Annotated in this window: 23 protein-coding genes and 1 pseudogene; 15 read left to right on the forward strand and 9 right to left on the reverse strand. The window is 73.2% G+C overall.

Annotation, left to right across the window (positions count from 1 at the left end; all coding sequences use genetic code 11):
* Positions 1-258: 258 nt before the first annotated feature.
* Positions 259-678 (reverse strand): ATP-binding protein, encoded by a 420-nt coding sequence (locus ACF1BN_RS18770; RefSeq protein WP_392332709.1) that lies wholly within the window; start codon positions 676-678, stop codon positions 259-261.
* A 145-nt stretch (positions 679-823) separates the two neighbouring features.
* On the opposite strand from ACF1BN_RS18770, the gene ACF1BN_RS18775 reads away from it, so the two are divergent.
* Genes ACF1BN_RS18775 through ACF1BN_RS18785 form a run of 3 tightly spaced genes read left to right on the forward strand, consistent with a single transcriptional unit; the run spans position 824 to position 2,672 of the window.
* Positions 824-1,690 carry a helix-turn-helix transcriptional regulator gene (locus tag ACF1BN_RS18775; protein ID WP_392332710.1) on the forward strand — a complete coding sequence of 289 codons (867 nt, stop codon included), beginning with the start codon at positions 824-826 and terminating at the stop codon, positions 1,688-1,690.
* Positions 1,687-1,881 (forward strand): DUF397 domain-containing protein, encoded by a 195-nt coding sequence (locus tag ACF1BN_RS18780; protein WP_392332711.1) that lies wholly within the window; start codon positions 1,687-1,689, stop codon positions 1,879-1,881. Before ACF1BN_RS18775 ends, ACF1BN_RS18780 begins: the two co-directional genes overlap by 4 nt.
* A 50-nt stretch (positions 1,882-1,931) precedes the next feature.
* A complete protein-coding gene (locus tag ACF1BN_RS18785; RefSeq protein ID WP_392332712.1) occupies positions 1,932-2,672 on the forward strand; it encodes a class I SAM-dependent DNA methyltransferase in 741 nt (246 codons plus the stop codon).
* Positions 2,673-2,684: 12 nt separating this feature from the next.
* On the opposite strand, the gene ACF1BN_RS18790 is transcribed toward ACF1BN_RS18785, so the two are convergent.
* Complete coding sequence (locus tag ACF1BN_RS18790; protein WP_388866713.1) at positions 2,685-3,308, reverse strand: XRE family transcriptional regulator; 624 nt, start codon at positions 3,306-3,308, stop codon at positions 2,685-2,687.
* A 128-nt stretch (positions 3,309-3,436) separates the two neighbouring features.
* Between ACF1BN_RS18790 and ACF1BN_RS18795 the strand changes: the two genes are divergently transcribed.
* Positions 3,437-4,867, forward strand: coding sequence for an MFS transporter (locus tag ACF1BN_RS18795; protein ID WP_392332713.1), 1,431 nt, complete (start codon positions 3,437-3,439; stop codon positions 4,865-4,867).
* Positions 4,868-4,951: 84 nt separating this feature from the next.
* On the opposite strand, the gene ACF1BN_RS18800 is transcribed toward ACF1BN_RS18795, so the two are convergent.
* Positions 4,952-5,407, reverse strand: coding sequence for a hypothetical protein (locus tag ACF1BN_RS18800; RefSeq protein WP_392332714.1), 456 nt, complete (start codon positions 5,405-5,407; stop codon positions 4,952-4,954).
* Between the two features lie 233 nt (positions 5,408-5,640).
* Here ACF1BN_RS18800 and ACF1BN_RS18805 point away from each other — a divergent pair, with 233 nt between their 5' ends.
* Positions 5,641-6,099: a MarR family winged helix-turn-helix transcriptional regulator gene (locus tag ACF1BN_RS18805; protein WP_392332715.1), complete on the forward strand. Its 459-nt coding sequence runs from the start codon at positions 5,641-5,643 to the stop codon at positions 6,097-6,099.
* Between the two features lie 170 nt (positions 6,100-6,269).
* On the opposite strand, the pseudogene ACF1BN_RS18810 reads toward ACF1BN_RS18805, so the two are convergent.
* Positions 6,270-6,422 (reverse strand): annotated as a pseudogene (locus ACF1BN_RS18810) (DUF664 domain-containing protein); the annotation flags it as partial.
* A gap of 126 nt (positions 6,423-6,548) precedes the next feature.
* On the opposite strand from ACF1BN_RS18810, the gene ACF1BN_RS18815 reads away from it, so the two are divergent.
* Both ACF1BN_RS18815 and ACF1BN_RS18820 read left to right on the forward strand, forming a co-directional pair.
* The gene (locus tag ACF1BN_RS18815; RefSeq protein ID WP_392332716.1) at positions 6,549-7,922 is read left to right on the forward strand and encodes a hypothetical protein; all 1,374 of its coding nucleotides are present in this window, start codon (positions 6,549-6,551) and stop codon (positions 7,920-7,922) included.
* Between the two features lie 163 nt (positions 7,923-8,085).
* Entirely contained in the window at positions 8,086-8,607 is a 522-nt protein-coding gene (locus tag ACF1BN_RS18820) for a hypothetical protein (protein WP_392332717.1), read from the forward strand.
* Here the strand turns inward: ACF1BN_RS18820 and lepB are convergent.
* From lepB to ACF1BN_RS18835, 3 genes are all read right to left on the reverse strand, one after another.
* Positions 8,589-9,227 (reverse strand): signal peptidase I, encoded by a 639-nt coding sequence (lepB, locus tag ACF1BN_RS18825; protein WP_392332718.1) that lies wholly within the window; start codon positions 9,225-9,227, stop codon positions 8,589-8,591. The two genes, ACF1BN_RS18820 and lepB, sit on opposite strands and share 19 nt — an antisense overlap.
* Positions 9,228-9,316: 89 nt before the next feature.
* Positions 9,317-9,781, reverse strand: a complete 465-nt coding sequence (locus ACF1BN_RS18830) for a MarR family transcriptional regulator (protein WP_392332719.1) — start codon at positions 9,779-9,781, stop codon at positions 9,317-9,319.
* A 100-nt stretch (positions 9,782-9,881) separates the two neighbouring features.
* Complete coding sequence (locus tag ACF1BN_RS18835; RefSeq protein ID WP_392332720.1) at positions 9,882-10,841, reverse strand: TetR/AcrR family transcriptional regulator C-terminal domain-containing protein; 960 nt, start codon at positions 10,839-10,841, stop codon at positions 9,882-9,884.
* Between the two features lie 165 nt (positions 10,842-11,006).
* Between ACF1BN_RS18835 and ACF1BN_RS18840 the strand changes: the two genes are divergently transcribed.
* From ACF1BN_RS18840 to ACF1BN_RS18870, 7 genes are all read left to right on the forward strand, one after another.
* Complete coding sequence (locus tag ACF1BN_RS18840) at positions 11,007-12,116, forward strand: FAD-dependent monooxygenase (RefSeq protein WP_392332721.1); 1,110 nt, start codon at positions 11,007-11,009, stop codon at positions 12,114-12,116.
* A gap of 90 nt (positions 12,117-12,206) precedes the next feature.
* Complete coding sequence (locus ACF1BN_RS18845; protein WP_392332722.1) at positions 12,207-13,313, forward strand: hypothetical protein; 1,107 nt, start codon at positions 12,207-12,209, stop codon at positions 13,311-13,313.
* Between the two features lie 24 nt (positions 13,314-13,337).
* On the forward strand, positions 13,338-13,760 hold the full coding sequence (locus ACF1BN_RS18850; RefSeq protein WP_392332723.1) for a VOC family protein: 423 nt from the start codon (positions 13,338-13,340) through the stop codon (positions 13,758-13,760).
* A gap of 93 nt (positions 13,761-13,853) precedes the next feature.
* The gene (locus ACF1BN_RS18855) at positions 13,854-15,017 is read left to right on the forward strand and encodes an esterase-like activity of phytase family protein (RefSeq protein WP_392332724.1); all 1,164 of its coding nucleotides are present in this window, start codon (positions 13,854-13,856) and stop codon (positions 15,015-15,017) included.
* A gap of 204 nt (positions 15,018-15,221) precedes the next feature.
* Positions 15,222-15,707, forward strand: coding sequence for a DUF1203 domain-containing protein (locus ACF1BN_RS18860; protein ID WP_392332725.1), 486 nt, complete (start codon positions 15,222-15,224; stop codon positions 15,705-15,707).
* A gap of 241 nt (positions 15,708-15,948) precedes the next feature.
* Positions 15,949-16,293, forward strand: coding sequence for an RNHCP domain-containing protein (locus ACF1BN_RS18865; protein ID WP_392332726.1), 345 nt, complete (start codon positions 15,949-15,951; stop codon positions 16,291-16,293).
* A 1-nt stretch (position 16,294) separates the two neighbouring features.
* The gene (locus tag ACF1BN_RS18870; protein WP_392332727.1) at positions 16,295-16,723 is read left to right on the forward strand and encodes an RNHCP domain-containing protein; all 429 of its coding nucleotides are present in this window, start codon (positions 16,295-16,297) and stop codon (positions 16,721-16,723) included.
* 41 nt (positions 16,724-16,764) lie between these two features.
* On the opposite strand, the gene ACF1BN_RS18875 is transcribed toward ACF1BN_RS18870, so the two are convergent.
* Together ACF1BN_RS18875 and ACF1BN_RS18880 are read right to left on the reverse strand one after the other, a co-directional pair.
* Positions 16,765-17,247: a VOC family protein gene (locus tag ACF1BN_RS18875; RefSeq protein ID WP_392332728.1), complete on the reverse strand. Its 483-nt coding sequence runs from the start codon at positions 17,245-17,247 to the stop codon at positions 16,765-16,767.
* Positions 17,248-17,311: 64 nt separating this feature from the next.
* Complete coding sequence (locus ACF1BN_RS18880) at positions 17,312-17,752, reverse strand: VOC family protein (RefSeq protein ID WP_392332729.1); 441 nt, start codon at positions 17,750-17,752, stop codon at positions 17,312-17,314.
* 132 nt (positions 17,753-17,884) lie between these two features.
* Here ACF1BN_RS18880 and ACF1BN_RS18885 point away from each other — a divergent pair, with 132 nt between their 5' ends.
* Positions 17,885-18,466, forward strand: coding sequence for a TetR/AcrR family transcriptional regulator (locus tag ACF1BN_RS18885; protein WP_392332730.1), 582 nt, complete (start codon positions 17,885-17,887; stop codon positions 18,464-18,466).
* Positions 18,467-18,489 lie beyond the last annotated feature (23 nt).

An 18,489-nucleotide genomic window follows, 5' to 3' on the forward strand; every position in this document is an offset into this window, starting at 1 on the left:
TTCCTCGGTGGTCAGGCCCCCGATCGGGATTGCGAGTCCCGGCCGGGGGCCGACGCATGTCTGATGTTGTGAGCGGAGCATATGCCAGGCAACCCGCCCCAAATCCAGCCCAGTTCAGGCAAGTCACCCGTGCGGGTGACGGGCCGTCGGGGGAGGTGGGAGGGGTTGGGTGGTGGTTTCCCGGTCTTTTGTCTTTTACGTCGTGAGCCACCGCGTCGTGGCCACCGCGTCGCGGCTGTCGCGTCGCGGTGAACCCCCTCATGGCAACGGCAGTTCGACCCAGACGGTCTTCTGCGGAGCGGGCCCCGAACTGACCCCCCAGGCGCGGGCCAGAGCATCCACGACGAGCAGCCCGCGCCCGTTCTCGGCGGTGGGGGAGTGCCCGCCGGCGAGCGGCACACGGTCACCCCGCGTGTCCGTGACCTCGATCCGCAGAGCCGCCCCCGTGACGATCACCCGCAGCCGGAAGTCCCGCCCCGGCACGTGCCCGTGCGTCACGGCGTTGTTCGCCAACTCGGCCACGAGCTGCCCGGCCGCGTCGGTCACGCCCTCCAGCCCCCAGGAACGCAGCTGCTCGACGGCGAGGAGCCGGGCGAGCCGGGCGCCACGCGGGGTCGAGGAGAGCTGGAGGGTGAAGTGGCGTGCACTCGCCATGAGTTGGCTGGTTTCGGGATTCATGGAGGTAAGCGTGTCGACCGCTGCCTACGCTGCGGGTGGGAAAGGTCCTTACGTACGGTCACTGTCCCGCGACTGTCCCGCCTTGTCTCGACTGTCTCGGGCCGCGCTCCGGGTAGAGGGGCTGCCACGAGGAAGGTGGGCACGCATGAGCGTGGACGAGGTGGACGGTGTCGTCGTCGAGGACGCGGGCTGGGAGGTGGACCCCGGCGACGAGCCGGGGAAGGCGATTCTGGCCACGGTCGGGCGCCAGCTCAAGACCTGGCGGGAGGCCAGGGGCATGAGCGCGGCCGAGTTCGGCGGCCTGACCGGCTACGGCGAGGACATGATCCGCAAGCTGGAGCGGGGCGACCGCATCCCGCGCCCCGAGTTCCTGGACCGTGCGGACACGGTGCTGGACGCGAACGGGCTCGTCGCGGAGATGCGGCAGGACATCGCGGAGGTGCGGTACCCGAAGCCGATCCGGGACCTGGCGAAGCTGGAGGGGCGGGCGGTGGAGTTCTGCATGTACTCGAACTTCAATGTCCACGGACTTCTGCAGACCGAGGAGTTCTCGCGCGCGATCATGCAGACCTGGCGTCCGGCGTTCGGGCCGGAGCAACTGGAGAGGTACCTGGCGGCGCGTGTGGCACGTCGTGAGGTACTGGAGAAGACCCCGGCGCCAGAGTTCAGCTTCATTCAGGAAGAGGTGTCGCTGCGACGACCCATCGGGGGGAAGATGGTTCTACGTCGTCAGCTTGAACACCTTCTGGAGGTGAGCGAGTTGTCCCACGTCGAGATTCAGGTGATGCCGACCGCACACGCCGATCACCCCGGGAACGGCGGACGCATTGCGCTCTTGAAGTTCGTCGACGGTACGGCGGTGGGGCGCATGGACGGCGACTTTGGAGGCCGCCCCGTCTCTGACCTCAAACGACTCCGGATCCTGGACCTGCGCTATGGCATCATCCGGACCCAGGCCCTCACTCCAGCGGAGTCGCGGGACTTCATCGAACAACTGCTGGGAGAGACATGATCGGCACCCCTGAGCTGGACTGGTTCAAGAGCAGCTACAGCGACAGCGGTAACGGCGAGTCGGATTGTGTCGAGGTCGCCAACACCCCAGCCACCATTCACGTCCGCGACTCCAAGAACACCCCCGGCCCCCGCCTCGCCTTCGGCCCGGCCGCGTGGGCCGGGTTCGTCGCGTACAGCGCCGCGGAGTAGGGCGAAAACGCGTCGACAGCGGCTCCCCGCGCCCGGCAGAGTGGCCGCCCATGACGAGCAGCGAACTGTGGGACCGCGCGACCGCCGAACGCTACGACGCCGAAGAGGCCGCGTCGTCCTCGGCCGACGCACTCCGGCCGGCCCTCGACTTCCTCGCCGAGCTCGCCGGTGACGGCCGGGCGCTGGAGTTCGCCATCGGGACCGGGCGGGTCGGCGTCCCGCTGCGGGCGCGCGGCGTGCCGGTGGCCGGCATCGAACTGTCCGCGCACATGGCGGCGGTGCTGCGTCGCAAGGCCGACGAGGACACCCTCCCGGTGGTCATGGGGGACATGGCCACCGCCACCGCCCCCGGTCGCTTCACCCTCGTCTACCTCGTCTACAACACGATCTCGAACCTGCTCACGCAGGACGAGCAGGTCGAGTGCTTCCGCAACGCGGCACGGCACCTGGAGCCCGGCGGGCGGTTCGTCATCGAGCTGGGCGTGCCGCCGCTCCGCTTCCTGCCGCCCGGACAGGTCGCGGTGCCGTTCGACGTCTCCGACGGGCACCTCGGCTTCGACACCTTCGACGTGGTCGAGCAGATGCTCGTCTCGCACCATCTCACCCGCGACGGCGACGACGGCCGCTACCGCCGGGGGAGCTCCCGGCACCGGTACGCCTGGCCCGCGGAGCTCGACCTGATGGCGCGGATCGCCGGGCTCGACCTGGAACGCCGGGTAGCGGACTGGGACGGGGCCCCCTTCACCCAGGACTCGGCCCAGCACGTCTCCGTATGGCGCAAGCCGGCCTGAGCGCACCGCCTTTCAGGACGGCGGTGGCGCGGCGGGCGTGGACGGGCCGGCGCGGACGACGGCCTGGTCTCCCCGGGGGCCGAACAGGTGCAGGATCTCCACCGCGTTCGCGTCGGCGGGGCCGAACCAGTGCGGCTCCGTGGTGTCGAACTCGGCCACCTCGCCGGGCCGCAGCGTGACGTCCCGCTCCCCGAGGACGAGGCGGAGCCGGCCGGCGAGGACGTAGAGCCATTCGTAGCCCTCGTGCGTGACCAGTTCCGGCTCGCGCGGGGCCAGGACCTGCTTGAAGACCCGCACCCGGCCCGGGTACTGGGTCAAGGGCACGAGGACGCTGCCGCGCTCCTTGCGCAGCGGCCTGAGGTGGACCCGGGGGTCGCCGCTGGCCGGCGCGGCCACCAGCTGGTCGAGTGCGACGCGGTGCGCCCGTGCGAGCGGGATCAGCAGGTCCAGGGTGGGACGTCGTACGCCCGACTCCACCCGGGACAGGGTGCTGACCGAGATGCCCGTCGTGGCGGCGAGCGCGTCGAGCGTGAGGCCCCGGTCCCGGCGGAGTCGGCGGAGCCGGGGCCCGATGGCGTCGAGGATCAGCTCCAGCTCGGCGTCCCCGGAGCCCGCCTGTGCGGATCCTGTGGTCATGGAGCCAGTGTTCCCGGACCTGGCGTCCGGGGGGGCGAGTTCTTGCGGTCTTCGCAAGAACGGTGGGCCTCGGCGGCCGGCGGGGCCGAGCCTGGCCGGGCCTTGTTCCCGGACGTCGGAGGTCGACCGTGGTCGCGACCGCACACCCCCTTCCCCTCGCGCCGAGTGCGCGCGGACGCTGGACCGTCCTGGCGGTCTGCTGCCTGAGCATGTTCCTGGTGGGCCTGGACACCACCGTCGTCAACGTGGGCCTGCCCGCCATCGGGCGGGGCCTGGGCGCCGACACGCGCGGTCTCGAATGGATCGTGGACGCCTACACCCTCGTCCTGGCGGCCCTGCTGATCTCCTCCGGCGCGCTGGCGGACCGCTTCGGGCGGCGCCGGGTCTTCCAGTGGGGACTGGTCGTCTTCGGCGCGGCCTCGCTGCTCTGTGCCTTCGCCCCGTCGGCGGGCGTCCTCGTCGCCGCCCGCGCCCTCCAGGGCGTCGGCGGCTCGATGCTCAGCCCCGTGGCGCTCGCCATCGTGGTGAACGCGATGCCCGACCCCAAGGAGCGGGCGCGGGCCATCGGCGTCTGGGCGTCGGTCTTCGGCCTGAGCATGGCCGCCGGGCCCGTCGTCGGCGGCGCGCTGCTCGCGGGGCTCGACTGGCGGGCGCTGTTCTGGATCAACGTCCCCGTCGTCGCGGTCGCCCTGCTGCTGAGCGCGGTGTACGTGCCGGAGTCCCGGGCACCCCGGGCCAGGCGGCTCGACCTCCCCGGCCAGGTCCTGCTGACCGTGGTCCTCGCGACGGTGGTCGGCGTCCTCATCGAGGGGCCGCGCATCGGCTGGACGTCGCCGGCGGCGCTGGCGGGATACGCGGGAGCCGTCGTGGCGGCGGCCGGATTCGTACGGGTCGAGACCCGCCGGCCCGAACCGCTGATGGACCTGCGGCTCTTCGGCCGCCCGGTCTTCAGCGGCGCCGTCGTCGGCGCGGTGGCGGTCTTCGTCGCCCTCAGCGTGACGCTGCTCCTGAACACCCTCTATCTCCAGCAGACCCGGGGATGGGCGCCCCTGGCCGCCGGTGCGGCGACCCTGCCCCTGGCCGTCGGCGCGACCCTCTGCGCCCCCTGGTCCGGCCGCATGGTCGGCCGGACGGGACCGCGACCGCCGCTGCTGCTCGCCGGCGGGTTCCTCACGGCCGGCGGGCTCCTCCTGGTCGGGCTCACCCCGCACACGCCCGTGCCGCTGCTCCTGGCCGCGTACCTCCTCATCGGCATCGGGTTCGGCTTCGCCAACGCGCCGATCACCAACACCGCCGTCAACGGACTGCCGCCCGCCCGCGCCGGGGTCGCCGGGGCGATCACCTCCACCGCCCGGCAGCTCGGCTCCGCGCTCGGTATCGCCCTCGCCGGTGGCCTGGTCGCGGGCGCGAGCCCTACGGGGCTCGCGCAGGCGTCCCGCCCCGGCTGGTTCCTGGTCGCCGCCTGTGGCGTGGTGCTCCTGTTCGTGGCCCGCGTGTCGCGGCCGAAGGAGGAGGCGGCGGCGGGTCCGGCCTCCGCGCGACAGCGGTCAGGCGGGTGAGGAGAGGAGGCTGGTCCGGCCTCCGCGCGACAGCGGTCAGGCGGGTGAGGAGAGGAGGCTGGTCCGGCCCCCGCGCGACAGCGGTCAGGCGGGTGAGGATCCGCCCGCCGTGTCGGCTCCCGTCGCCCTGCTCAGCTCCGCGGCGAGACGGACGGCCGTCCTCTCCCCGGCTCGCTGCCTGATCAGCCCCTCCTTGGCGGCCGCGCGGACCAGGACCTCCGAGCCGTCCGCCCCGACCCTCCGCACCCGCACGGTCACCACCACGGGATTCAGACCACCGGCGCCGCCGCCCGTGACGATGCGGAGGGTCGCGGCCTCACCGGGGTGGACCCGAGGGGGCCCGACGGCGCGGCCCGCCCTCGCGAGCACACCGGAGACGCGCCTCACGGCGTCGTCGAAGGGCAGGGGGGCGAGCAGATCGATCTCGTGGACGTTCTTCCCCATCAGCCTGGCCACCATCCGGACCAGGCCCCCGCCCCCGCCGCCTCCGCCGAGAGCGGCAAGCCCCTCGGCCAGGATCTCGTCCTCGCTCCGCTCCACGGACCCCACCTCTCCTCCCTGACCGGCTCACCGGCTCACGGCTCACCGGTTTCCCGGCTCGATGGTCCCCGTATCGCCAGGACCGTTTCTCCCGTCCGGCGGACCATGGTGACGCATGCCGACCGCCGGAGCACGTCCCGAACCCCGGCCGGTACGTCCTTGACCTCAAGTCCGCTCGAGTTTCTACGGTGGATCTCGTCGAACCGCAGCAGACAACGACAGGGAGTGCAGCCGTGGAGTACTCGCACAGCGACGCCGATCTGATCAAGCAGCCCATCGGCTACTGGAGTTGGGCGGCCTACAGCGCCATCATCGCCCGCACCCGGGCTGCCCTGGCCGGGATCGGTACCACCCAGCCGCAGTGGTGGGCCCTCGCACAGGTGGCGAGGGCCGACACCGCCATGACCCGTGACGAAGTGTCCCGCATCCTCCGCGACTACCTCGACACCGGCCCGGAAGCCATGGAGTCGGAGATCGACACGATCATCGCTCAGGGTTGGATCACGGAGGATCCCGAAGGACGCCTGGGCATCACGGACGAGGGCAGGGCCTTCTACGACAAGGCCGCGGCCCTTCAGGACGAGCTCTGGGCGCAACGGCACGCGGGTGTCTCCGACGAGGAGTACCTGACCACCCTCAAGGTGTTGCAGCGGTTCATCCACAACACGGGCGGGCGAGCCTGGCATCACTGATGTCACGGCCGACGGTTTCAGGGTGAGGGGGGCGGCCACGATCAGCACCGCGTCGACGGCCGCCGGGGCGGTGACGGGGCGACGAGGCACCCGTCGTCACGTGAACACCCGGCTGTAGTGCTAGGGCCGGTCTGACAATTCCCGCCGGGTCCGGCCCGCCCGGCACGGTGGGTCTCGCCCTCCCGCGCCCACTGGTCGCCGCCGTCGGAGTCCTGCCACCGGGGCAGGGGGTCGGGGGAGGGGCGGCCGAAGACTTCGCCGAAGTACCGGGCCTCGACGGTGGCCACGTGCGTGACGAGGCCCAGGAGGTTCGTCCCGGTCGCGGCCTCAAGGCCCGGACTTCAGGGCTCGGGTGCCCGCGATGGGCATGATCATGTCCGAAGTAAGCTGACCCGTTGGGCGTGAACACGCAAAGAGGAAAACGGGGAAGCAAGTTGAATCGCGATCACATGCGTACGAAGACGGCGGCGCTCGGTCTGGTGCTGTCCGCGGGACTCGTGGCCGGCTGCTCCGGCGGCGGCGCTGACGCCGAGGCCAAGGCCCCCGGCGGCGCGGGGACGGCGTCGGCCACGGGCACGGCCACCGGGTCCGCCTCCGCCTCCGCCGCACCGAAGGAGCCCGTCTTCCAGGACAAGCCGGTGCCCGGGCTCGCCGAGAAGCCGGCCTGGAGCCTGTCCTCCGAGGAGGCCGGGAACTGCGTGACCAAGGCGTCCGAGAAGGAGACGGCGAACGGCGACGTCTGCACGGTCGGCGACGCCGTCATCCTCACCCGCTTCTCGGGCACGGAGGGCAAGGAGGTGCTCACCGCCCGGCTGCTCGACGCCAGGACCGGCCAGGAGCGCGCGAAGTTCGAGCTCCCCGACCCGGACGTCGAGGGGTCCACGTACAACCCCACGCGGGCCGTCGTGCAGGTGGGCGAGTGGACGGACGGCTCCCCGGCCGTGCTGGTCCGCAAGCTGATCGAGACCCCGGCGGACGGCCTGAAGAAGGCCACCACCAAGGCCGAACTGACCATGTACGCGCCGTCCGGTGAGAAGCTGGGCAGCTCCTCCTTCGAGGGGGAGGACCACATGTCCACCCCGCTCCGCAACGGCCACCTCGTGGAGAGCGGCAGCTCCGGCACCACCTTCACCCCGATCGGCGGCGGGGCGCCGGTGGAGACCGAGCTCTCCGTCGACCTCAAGAACGCCGTCGGCCCCGGCTTCGGCTACTCCTCCGAGCAGGACATCTCCTTCCAGCCCTACGCGGAGTGGCTGACCGGCAAGGACGTCCGCACCGGCGCCAAGCTGTGGAACACCAAGACCCTCGCCCCGCCGGCGGCCCTCGCCGGGAAGATCACGAAGGACAAGGCGACCAGCGCGCGGCTGATGCCCCACCAGGGCGACAAGGGACTCCTCGAATGGGCCCTGTACGGGGACTCCGAGGTGGTCATGACGCTGATCGACCTCAAGAGCGGGCGCCGGCTCGTCGAGGGCCCGGCCGTCGACGTCACCGTCACCCTCGATGACGACGGCAGCGCCATCGCCCCGGACGGCAGGACCGCCGTGACGCAGTACGGCGGCGGAGCGGTCGCCTGGAACACGGAGACCGGCAAGGAGCTGTGGCGCCAGGCCGAGGACGAGGTGTCGATCAGGCCGGACGCCCTCCCGGGCAACGGCGTCCTCTACGCGTACCTCGACGGCAACGGCGCCGCCCTCGGCGCCGACGACAAGAAGCTGCTCGCCTCCAAGATCGAGAACATGCCCACCTTCACGACCGACGGCAGCCACGCCGTCGTCCGCACCACCGACGGCCTCTTCGTCTTCGCGACCCAGCCCGTCTGACGGCCCCCCGGCCGCGCGGCTCGTCTAGCGGTCGTCCCGCCGCGCGGCTCGTCCGACGGTCGTCCCGCCGCGCGGCCCCGGAGAGCCGTGGCCGCGCGGCCGGGGCGAGGTCCGACCGACGCGCGGCGGGGGCGCTGTCGGAGGGGGCGGTTACCGTGGCGGCATGAGCAACGCGACATGGGCCGCCCTCGCGGCGACGCCCCTTCCGGAAGTACGGCGCCGTGCGGGCCTCGTGGACGAACTCGTCGGGATCGAGCCGGTGAAGGTGCCCGGCGCCGAGCGGCTGGCCTGGAACGACGGCGGCGGGCAGTCCGCCGTCTGGTACTTCGCGGACGACGGCCGCGCGCTGCTGCTGACCTTCGACCACGAGTCGGAGCTGAACCTCTACGCGGAGGAGGACTTCGACCTTCAGGAGTCCTTCTACGAGGGCGTCCCCGCGCCCCTCGTCGACCTCGTCCGCGACCGCCCCGAGAACTACGAGTCGCTGAACCTCACCGACCCCGCCACCGGCCGGACGATCCACTACGCGGGCGGGGTCTTCTGGTACGACGGCGCGGGCTGGCACGTCGCCGACGGCCTGGCGGAGCACACGCGCCGCGAGGACATGGACCTCTTCGGCGAGTCCGGCTTCGACTACTGCCTGCGGCCCTACCGCTTCGGCCAGGACTACCCGGCGGCCGGCTGAAGGGCCCTGCGGCCCCGCCGCCAGGCCGTGAAGCCGACACCGGCTCCGCCGAGGATCAGCGCGGCGCCCAGGACCGTGGTGGTGACGAGGGACGGGGGCAGGCCCTCGTTCACGCGGCCGAGGACGCCGGCGGTGGCGACGCTGCCCGACTGCTCGTCGAGGAAGTAGCGGGAGTCGTTGGCATTGCCCCGGTTGTCGCCCAGCAGGAAGAGGCGGCCCTCCGGGACCCGCACGTCGTACGGCTTCAGGGTCACCGGCAGGCGCTCCGGGTTCACGTACGGCTCCGTGAGGGGCTCGCCGTTCACGGTCACGCGCTCGCCGTCGGAGACGACGTGGTCGCCGCCCTTCCCGATCACCCGCTGGATCACGGGCGCGCCCTGGTAGCGGCCGGGAGCCTGGAGGAGGAGGACGTCACCCCTGCGGATGTCCTCCGCGTCGATCTCCTGGACGACGGCCGGCTGGCCCATGCGGAGCGTGGGCTCCATGGACGCGCCCGCGACGGTGACCCCCCGGTGCGTCATGAAGTAGAAGACGATGCCGCCCAGGAGCAGGGCCAGCCCGAGCGGCACCATGAACCACGCCGCGACCCTGAGCCGCGCACCCGCACCCCGCTGCTGCATGAACGTTCCCCCTCCGTGCCGCCAGGGCCCTCGCCCGGCGCGTTCGTCGGGAGGTTACCGCCCAGTCACTTCGGGGAGGTTACCGCCCGTCACCCCGGAAGGTCACCCTCTCCGCCCAGGTTCGCGACCATCCGGCGCAGGACGTCGATCGTGATCGCGAAGTCGGCGTCCGCGACGCCCCGGTGGGCCCGCTCGCGCACCCGCGCGTTGCGCCGCCTCGCCCGTACCGTGCCGGCCTCGCCCTCCTCGGTCAGCGTCATCCGGCCCGCGTCCTCCGTCATCCACCCCCGGGCGACCAGATCGTCGAAGACGGCCTCGAAGTCGGTCCTGCGGTCGTCCCACGGCGCCAGCCGCTCGACCAGCGCCGCCCGGCTCCACGCGCCCGGCTTCGCGGCGACGTGGTTCAGCGTCCACCAGTGCGGCTGCGTCAGGCCCTCCACCGCCAGCTGCTCCCGCAGCGCCCCGACCACCAGCCGGGCCGCGAGGCCGGCCCACGCGCCGACGGGCTGAGCGGCCGGCTCCTCCGGCGCGTACTCCCTGAGCGTCCCACCCATGACGTCCTCCTCCTGCCGTGCCTGCCTGACGGATCACCACGACGCTAGGAGCTCAAGTCCGCTTGAGGTCAAGGCCGCTTGAGGTCGAGTCCGCTTCAGGTCAGGGCCGGGCGGCACCGGATTCGACGACGGGCGCCAGGCCGTCGAGCAGGGCCCGGAGGCCGAGTTCGAAGAGGGCGTCGAGGTCGAGGTCGTAACCGTCCTCGAAGCCGCCGACCACCTTGGTGAACGTCGGGAAGCGGCCGGACCCGGACAGCGCCCGGAGATCGGGGGCGCGGCTGTCCATCCACTGCTCCTCGGACTGGCCGGTGGCCGCCTCGGCGTGCGCCTCGCGCTCCAGGTGCACGGCGAGGCCCTGGACGTGGCTGTAGATGAGCACGTGGATGTCGAACAGCCTCGTGGGCGCGAGCCCGTGGCCGTCGAGGGCGGCCAGGATCCACTCGCCGTGGACGAGCAGTCGGGGGACGAGCAGCGGCCGGCTGAGCGAGCCGAGCTGCGCCAGCCAGGCGTGCTTCCGGTACAGACGCCACATCGTCCGGGCGCCCAGCTCGACGCGGGACCGCCAGTCCTCCGGCGCGTCGGCGGGGTAGGACTCCTCGCCGAACGCCGCGTCGGCCATGTGGAGGACCAGCTCCTCCTTGCTCGGCACATACCTGTACGTCGACATCGGGGCGACGTCGAGCCGGGCCGCGACCCCCCGCATGGACAGCGCCGTCAGCCCCTCGGCGTCGGCGATCTCGACGGCGGTGCGGACGATCCGGTCGAGGCTCAGCTCCTGCTCGGGGCTCTCCCGCCGAGCCCGCTGCCCAGGTCCGCTCCCGGCGCGGGCGCCGGCGACGATCGTGCCGATCCGGGGGCGAGCCTCCACCAGGCCCTCCAGGCGCAGGGTGGTCAGGGCCTTGGTGGCGGTCGCCAGAGCCACTCCCCACTCCTCCGCGATCCGGCGGGTCGAGGGGAGCCGGTCCCCGGGGGCGAGTTCGCCGGCTGTGATGCGCCTCCGGAACTCGCCGACGATGCGGAGGTAGGGCGGGTCGCCCGCTGTTCGTGTGATCTGGGTCACGCTCGATTCCCTCCTGGTCCTGTACTAGGGCAGAGGGTAGCAGCGGCGATGCGGGAGAAGGGCTTCTGGCCTAGTACAGGACGCGTATTCCGCCTGATTGATGGTACTGCGCGTACGTCGTACGTTCAGACGCGTACACCGTACGAACCACGGAAGGAGCTTCCCATGAAGACCGTGCTCATCTCCGGCGGCGGCATCGCCGGCCCCGTCCTCGCCCACTGGCTGCGCCGCCGGGGCTTCGAGCCCACCGTCGTGGAGCGCGCCCCCGCCCCGCGCGGCGGCGGCCAGGCCGTCGACGTCCGGGGCGTCGCGCTCGACGTCATGGAGCGGACGGGACTGCTCGACCGGGCGCGAGGCGTACGCACCCGGATGCGCGGCATGTCGGTCCTCGACCCGCACGGGAACGAGGTCCACCGCTCCACGGACGCGACCTACAGCAGCGGCCGGCTCGACAGCGAGGACATCGAGATCCTGCGCGAGGATCTGGTGCGCATGGCGTACGACCACACCCGCGCCGACGTCGAGTACGTCTTCGGCGACGGCCTCACCGCCCTGGAGGAGGACGAGACCGGCGTACGCGCCGACTTCGCGCACGGCCCGACCCGCCGCTTCGACCTCGTGGTCGGCGCCGACGGCCTCCACTCCACCGTGCGCCGCCTCGCCTTCGGCCCGGAGGAGCGCTACACCCACCACCTGGGGAGCTACCTCTCGGTCTTCGGCACGGAGAACTTCCTCGCCCTGGAGGACTGGCAGGTGTGGCTGCGGGACGAGGGCGTCGGCTTCGGCATCATGCCCGTCCGCGACAACACCGAGCTGAGGATCGCCTTCGGCTTCGAGTCCGCCCCCCTCGCCCCCGAACTGCGCACCGGCGAAGCCCTGCGGCGCGCGGTCGTCGCGAAGCTCGGAGCGCTGGCCTGGGAGGGCGCCCGGCTCGCCGAAGCCGCCCGGAAGGCCCCCGACTTCTACTGCGACGCCATGGCGCAGATCCGCATGGACGGGTGGTCGCGCGGGCGGGTCACCCTGCTCGGCGACGCCGGCTACTGCCCCTCCCCGCTCTCCGGGCAGGGCACCAGCCTCGCCCTGGTCGGCGCGTACGTCCTCGCGGACTCCCTCGCCCGGCACGACGGCGACCACCCCGCCGCCTACGCCCGCTACGAGCGGCGCATGCGCCCCTTCGTCGACCTCAACCAGGCCCTGGCCACCGAGAACCCCGGCGGCCCGGCCTCCGAGGAGTCCGTCGAACGCGCCAAGAACGCGCTCACCCTGGACGCCTGAGCGCGCGAGGTCCGGCGCGCCAAGTCCGGTCACGGGCAGGCGAGATCGCCACGGACGGGCGCGGCTGATCCACAACTTAGGCTGCTGCGCGTGGACATAGACATCGGCAACGGAATCCTCGGCGCCATTCTCGGCGTCGTGTTCGCGACGCTCTTCCAGCAGTGGACCCAGGACCTGTGGTTCAAGGTGCGGCGGCGCGCGGCCGGGAGGGTGCGCAGCCTCACGTACCGCCCGGGGGACGGCGGGGGCTGGGGGACCTTCTCGCTCGGGCCGCTGCACACCCCCGCGCTGATCGTGGAGGGCGACGGGGACCGGCCGATCGCCCCCGACTCCGTCCACGTCCAGGTCCTCGACGGGGAGGTCGAACTGCCCGCCGAACTCGCGGCCTGGCGCGCCGAGATAGAGGCCGAGGAGGCGAGGGCCGAAGCGGCCGGCGAGCGCCGGCCGGTGTGGAACGGGGAGCGGTACGCGGTCGAGTCCGTCGACGTGACCCGTACCCCCCTCGACGAGGCCCCCGAGGTGCACCTGCGGCTGCGGCCCACCGACTACTACACCTTCCTCGCCGCCCAGCAGCTCGACCGCCGGCTTCCCGACGGCTCGACCCCGCGCCGCCGCTGGCTCGACCCCGACGCCCCGCTCACCGCTCCCGCCTTCCTCCAGTGCAGCTTCGCCGCCAACGTCGCCGTCGTCACCGCCGACGACCTGCTGGTGATCAGCCGGCGCGGCGACCGCGTCCGGATGGCGCCCGGCCTCTGGAACTCCTCCGTGAACGAGGGCCTGGCCCGGAACCTCGATGCCTCCGGCCGCCGCCACGCCCCCGACCTCCATGCGCTCGCCCGGCGCGGCATGCGCGAGGAACTCTCCCTGGAGCCCCACGAGTACCGGCTCGAACTCCTCGCTTTCGTCCTCGACGTCGAGCACCGGATGTGGAGCGCCCACTTCTACGCCCGGCTCACCGACATGACCGGCGAGCAGTTGCGGGCCCGCACGAGCCGGGGCGTCGCCGACCGCTGGGAGCACTCGGCCATGGAGTACGTCCCCTTCCGCACGGCCGACGTGGCCCGCCACCTCCTGTCGCCGGAGCGCCGCCACCGCTGGGCGCCGCTCGCCCCCGCCCTCTTCCACCTCGCCCTGGTCCACGTCCACGGCCGCGCCTCGGTGGAGCGCGCCGAGGCGGCGGTGGTCCGCCGCCTGTAGGGCAGGGTCACTACCCTGTCCCGCATGGCATGCCGCATCAGTGAACTGGTCCTCGACTGCACCGACCCCGAGCGCCTCGCCGCCTTCTGGAGCGAGGTCCTGGACTACGTCGTACTGGACCGGGAGGAGGACGGGAGTATCGAGATCGGGCCGGCCGGCGCCGGTTTCGGCGGCCCGCAGCCCACCCTCGTCCTCAGCCCCAGCGCCGACCCCAGGGCCGGCAAGCTCCCGCTGCACATCGACGTCAGCGCGACCGACCGCGACCAGGACGCCGAACTGGAGCGGCTGCTCGCGCTCGGTGCCGTGCGCGCGGACGTCGGGCAGAAGGGGGACGAGGGCTGGCACGTCCTCGCCGACCCGGAGGGCAACGAGTTCTGCCTGCTCCGCCGCCGCCTCGAACCGGTCGGCGACGCCGGGACCGACGCCGGGAGCCCGGCGCCGCGCTGATCATCCGTTCGTCCGACGGTCGTCCCGGACGGGCCGGAGAACACTCGGCTGGGTGACTGCGGGGCCACCACGGCCCGGGACATGATCATCCGCATGAGCTCCTCCCTGATCGGCCGCGCCTGCGTCGCGGCCCTGCTCCTCACGTCCGCTCTCGCCCCCGCGGTGGCCGCCGCGCCCGCACCCGGCGCCCCCGCCGCGGAGGCGAAGCGCGCGGTGCAGGCCCGCCTCCTCGGCGAGAAGATCGTCCCCCACAAGCTCGACTTCCGGGGCACCACCGTCGGCGGCCTCTCCGGCATCGACCGCGACCGCTGCACCGGCGCCTACGTCCTCATCAGCGACGACCGCTCCTTCCTCCAGCCCGCGCGCTTCTACACCGCCGAGATCGACGTCGACGCCGCCGGCGTGCACTCCGTGGACCTCACCGGCACCCGTCCCCTCCTCCAGCCGGACGGGACGGTCTACCCGTCGCCCGCCCTTAACGACGGCAGGGCGATCGACCCGGAGGAGATCCGCGTCGACCCGCGCACCTGCCGCTACTGGTGGGGCCAGGAGGGCGACCGGCCCGCCGTCGCGGGCCCGCCGGTCATCCAGCCGTCCATCGAGATCTCCGCGCCCGACGGCGGCCACCGCGGCTCGCTGCGCCTGCCGGAGAACTACACGATCACGCCCGACCGGGGGCCGCGCCGGAACCAGGCCGTCGAAGCCCTCACCTTCGGCGCCCGCGGCTCCGTGGTGACCAGCGCGATCGAGGGCCCGCTCGTCCAGGACGGGCCGGTGCCGGACACGACGCACGGCGCGCTCGTCCGGGTCACCCGGCAGACCCGCGCCGGCCGGGTCCTCGGCCAGTTCGCGTACCCGATCGAGAAGATCTTCGCCGAGTCCGACCCGACCAGCCCGTGGGGCCCCGACACCGGCGTCCCGTCCCTCCTCGCCTTCCCGGACGACCCGAACCGCTACCTCGTGCTCGAACGCACCTGGGTCGCCGGCTCCGGGTACAAGATCCGGCTGTACGACGCCACCACGCGCGGCGCCACCGACGTGCGGGACGTGGACTCCCTGGCCGGACAGCCCGTCGTGCCCATGCGGAAGACGCTCGTCGCGGACTTCCACACCCTCGGCCTCTCCACCGTCGACAACACCGAGGGCATGACCTGGGGCCCCGTCCTGCCGTCCGGCGAGCGGTCGCTGGTCCTCGTCAGCGACGACAACTTCGACGCGGAGGCGGTCACCCAGATCGTCGCGCTCGCCCTGCGCTGACCCCGCCGCGCCCGGGACGCGCGGGCCCCGGACTCCGGACACCGGGGGCCGGGGGCCCGCGCGTCCCGGGGGCCGGGGGTGTCGGGTACGCCGGGGGGTCGGGCGTCCGGGGGCGTCGGGTACGCCGGGGCCCGCGCGCCCCGGACGCAACGCGCGGTCCGAATCCCGCCAGCGGCCCCGGAGGTTCCGGCGGACGCTGGACCCATGAGCCTCTTCACGCCCCGGGCCGTCGAGCCCGCCGTACTCGCCGCGCTCCGGACCGCCGACGACGCCGGGCGCCCGCCCCGCCCGTTCACCGCCCCCGAAGGCGGCGAGCCGCTGCGCTGCTGTCTGCGCCGGGCCCGCGCCGGGGAGCGGATCGCGCTCGTCTCGTACGCCCCGCTGCGGCGGTGGGCGGCGGGCGCGGGGGCCGAGCCGGGGGCGTACGACGAGGTCGGCCCCGTCTTCGTGCACGCCGAGGAGTGCGAGGGTCCCGAGGACGGGCGGCCGGGACACCCCTTCGAGCACGCGGGAGCCCGGCGGACCGTCCGCCGGTACGGCTCCGACGGGCGCATCCTCGGCGGCCGGCTCGTCGAACTCCCCGGCCTGGAAGCGGCGTTCGAGGAGGCCTTCGCCGACCGGGAGACCGCGCTCGTGCACGTCAGGGCCGTCGAGTACGGCTGCTTCCTCTTCGAGGTCCGGCGCCCGTAGCGCACCCGCCCGCGGAAAAGCGGTGGCGGCGGGCGGGGCGGGCTGCCTACTGTCGGGCCCGAACCGTCCGCCGTACGACCCGGCCCCACCGGGCCCACCGAGAGGGTGTGTCTATGACCCGGCCCGCGCCGAGCGCGCATCGCCCCAGCCCCACCGTCGCCGCCGCCTAGGCGCCGACCCCGCGAGGCCCGCTCGGCCGACTCCTGCTGCCAGTGACGATTCCTCAGCAAGGAGCCTCCGGGTGACCATCACCATCGACACCTTCACCTGCGTGTGGTGCGGACTCACCGTCCACGCCCACGCCGCCGGCGGGCAGCGGCGCAACCACTGCCCGTCCTGCCTGCACTCCCGGCACGTCCACGACCACGTCGAGGGCGGGGCGAGCGACTGCAAGGCGCGGATGACACCGATCTCCATCGCCGTGCTGCGGACCGGGGACTGGATGATCGTCCACCGCTGCGTGCGCTGCGACGAGCTGACCTCCAGCCCCGTCGCCGAGGACGACAACCGGCTCATCCTGATGCGGATGGCGGTTCGGCCGCTGGCCCAGCCGCCGTTCCCGCTCGAAGCGTTCGGGGACCTGTGACATGGCCCGCCGTACGCGCACCGACACCCGCCGCCGCACCCAGCGGCGCAAGGACGTGCTGCACGAGCAGCGGAGCGGCCACCGGGAGCAGGACTTCCGGTGCGTCGGCTGCCGGCTCGTCGTCCCGCTGACCGCACCGGGCACGGCGCACCGCAACCACTGCCCGAACTGCCTGGCCAGCCTGCACGTGGACGGCCGGGTCCCCGGCGACCGGGCCGCCGCCTGCCAGGGCCGGATGGTGCCGCTCAGCGTCTCCGTCCGGCCCGACGGCGAATGGCTGCTCGTCCACGAGTGCCGGTCCTGCGGCGAGCTCAGCGCCAACCGGATCGCCGGCGACGACAACGCCCTCGCCCTGATGCGGCTCGCCCTGCGGCCGCTCCGGGACCCGGGCGTGCCGGGCGTGGCCCACGGGGCGCTGCTCGCCCTGTGAGCCGGCGCCGGCCCCGGGGGCGTACGGGCTCCGCCGCGTGCTCACTGCACGCAGAACTCGTTCCCCTCGGGGTCGGTCATCACCACCCACGAGCCGCCCTGCTCGGCCACCCGCCGCCGCACGGACGCGCCCAGCTTCTCCAGGCGCTCCACCTCGGCGTCCCGGGTGCCGGGCGGGGCGTGCACGTCGAGGTGCACGCGGTTCTTCACGGTCTTCGGCTCGGGCACCCGCTGGAAGAGGATCCGCCGGCCGAGACCGGCACCGTTCTCCTCCGACACGGGGTCCTCCGGGTGCCGGACGGCGGCGAGATCGTGCCACCCGAGCCTTTCCCCCGCCTCGCCGGCGTGGACGGTGGCGGTCACCCCGTCCGGTACGGCCCCGGCGGCGAGCAGCTTCCCCACGAGGCCGCTGTGGTCCTCCTCCTCGTACCGGAGGGCGGCGGCCCAGAAGGCGGCCTGGGCGTGCGGGTCGGCGCAGTCGACGACGAGTTTCCAGTGCAGCGGCCGCGGCCCCTGCTGTGACATGGGCTCCTTCTCCATCCTTCAGAGCCTTGTGCACGCGGGCGGGCCCCGCCACCGGAACGGGTGATCAGACGCCGTCGGTGTACTGGGCGGCGAACTCCTCGGTCGGCGGCACGACCGTGATGACGTCGATCAGCACGCCGTCCGGGCCCGCCACGATGAAGTGACGCTGGCCGAAGTCCTCGGTGCGCAGCGGCGTCACCTCGGTGAGACCGGCCTCGGTGACGAGCCGCCGGTGCTCGGCGTCCACGTCGTCCACCTCGAAGTTCAGCAGCAGCCCGCCCCACAGGGCGGCCCGGTGGCCCTCGGGGACGCTCGGGTGGGTGGGGTCGAGCAGCGCCAGCTCGTACTGGGGGGCGTCCGGGCGGCGCAGGCTCACGTACCAGTCCGCCTCGAAGGTCGCCTCGAAGCCGAGGTGGCGGGTGTAGAAGTCGCGGGCGGCGGCCACGTCGCGGGTGGCGAGCACCGGGTAGAAGCCGCGGAGTGCGGTGGCGGTGGGGTGTGTCATGGCGAGATCTCCGTGTCCCTCGTGACGCTCACTTTCACATACCCAAGGTATGCGAATCATGCTGTGAGCATACCCCGGGTATGGGAAAATGGGGAACGGAGAGGCGGAGCGGGAGAGAGGGCGGTGCGCGGGATGGCGGTCAACCGGGCGGAACAACGGGCGGCCACGCGGCGGGCCCTGCTGGACGAGGGGCGGCGCGGGTTCGCCGCCGACGGCTACCACCACGTGGTGCTCGCCGAGGTGGCACGGGCCGCGGGCGTCACCAAGGGCGCCGCCTACCACCACTTCGACAGCAAGGCGGGCCTCTTCCGGGCCGTCGTCGCCGAGGTCCAGCGCGAACTGGGCGAGCGGGTCGCCACGGCCGCCGATCGCCACGACGACCCCTGGGAGCAGCTGCGGGCCGGCTGCCGGGCCTTCCTCGACGCCGGGTCCGACCCGGCGGTGCGGCGGATCCTCCTCGTCGACGCGCCGACCGTGCTCGGCTGGGACGAGTGGCGGGCCCTGGACGAGGAGTCCTCCGCCCGGCACCTGACGGAGGCGCTGACGACACTCGCCGAGGCGGGCGTCATCGCGGACCAGCCCGTGGAACCCCTGGCCCGGCTCCTCTCGGGCGCCATGAACGAGGCCGCCCTCTGGATCGCCCGGGGCGGCGACCCCCGGGCCACCGCCGCCTCCCTCGACCGCCTCCTGTCCGGCCTCCGCGCCGCGGCGTGACGGCCCTGGCCCCGCGGTGGCGG

The sequence above is a fragment of the Streptomyces sp. NPDC014861 genome (genome assembly GCF_043081625.1).
Taxonomy (GTDB): Bacteria; Actinomycetota; Actinomycetes; order Streptomycetales; family Streptomycetaceae; genus Streptomyces.

Bases quoted from the DNA above. Each gene is read 5' to 3' on its own strand.
- ACF1BN_RS18770 (WP_392332709.1), bottom strand. From the start codon at position 678: ATGAATCCCGAAACCAGCCAACTCATGGCGAGTGCACGCCACTTCACC.
- ACF1BN_RS18775 (WP_392332710.1), top strand. From the start codon at position 824: ATGAGCGTGGACGAGGTGGACGGTGTCGTCGTCGAGGACGCGGGCTGG.
- ACF1BN_RS18780 (WP_392332711.1), top strand. From the start codon at position 1,687: ATGATCGGCACCCCTGAGCTGGACTGGTTCAAGAGCAGCTACAGCGAC.
- ACF1BN_RS18785 (WP_392332712.1), top strand. From the start codon at position 1,932: ATGACGAGCAGCGAACTGTGGGACCGCGCGACCGCCGAACGCTACGAC.
- ACF1BN_RS18790 (WP_388866713.1), bottom strand. From the start codon at position 3,308: ATGACCACAGGATCCGCACAGGCGGGCTCCGGGGACGCCGAGCTGGAG.
- ACF1BN_RS18815 (WP_392332716.1), top strand. From the start codon at position 6,549: ATGCGTACGAAGACGGCGGCGCTCGGTCTGGTGCTGTCCGCGGGACTC.
- ACF1BN_RS18820 (WP_392332717.1), top strand. From the start codon at position 8,086: ATGAGCAACGCGACATGGGCCGCCCTCGCGGCGACGCCCCTTCCGGAA.
- lepB (WP_392332718.1), bottom strand. From the start codon at position 9,227: ATGCAGCAGCGGGGTGCGGGTGCGCGGCTCAGGGTCGCGGCGTGGTTC.
- ACF1BN_RS18830 (WP_392332719.1), bottom strand. From the start codon at position 9,781: ATGGGTGGGACGCTCAGGGAGTACGCGCCGGAGGAGCCGGCCGCTCAG.
- ACF1BN_RS18840 (WP_392332721.1), top strand. From the start codon at position 11,007: ATGAAGACCGTGCTCATCTCCGGCGGCGGCATCGCCGGCCCCGTCCTC.
- ACF1BN_RS18850 (WP_392332723.1), top strand. From the start codon at position 13,338: ATGGCATGCCGCATCAGTGAACTGGTCCTCGACTGCACCGACCCCGAG.
- ACF1BN_RS18855 (WP_392332724.1), top strand. From the start codon at position 13,854: ATGAGCTCCTCCCTGATCGGCCGCGCCTGCGTCGCGGCCCTGCTCCTC.
- ACF1BN_RS18860 (WP_392332725.1), top strand. From the start codon at position 15,222: ATGAGCCTCTTCACGCCCCGGGCCGTCGAGCCCGCCGTACTCGCCGCG.
- ACF1BN_RS18870 (WP_392332727.1), top strand. From the start codon at position 16,295: ATGGCCCGCCGTACGCGCACCGACACCCGCCGCCGCACCCAGCGGCGC.
- ACF1BN_RS18875 (WP_392332728.1), bottom strand. From the start codon at position 17,247: ATGTCACAGCAGGGGCCGCGGCCGCTGCACTGGAAACTCGTCGTCGAC.
- ACF1BN_RS18880 (WP_392332729.1), bottom strand. From the start codon at position 17,752: ATGACACACCCCACCGCCACCGCACTCCGCGGCTTCTACCCGGTGCTC.
- ACF1BN_RS18885 (WP_392332730.1), top strand. From the start codon at position 17,885: ATGGCGGTCAACCGGGCGGAACAACGGGCGGCCACGCGGCGGGCCCTG.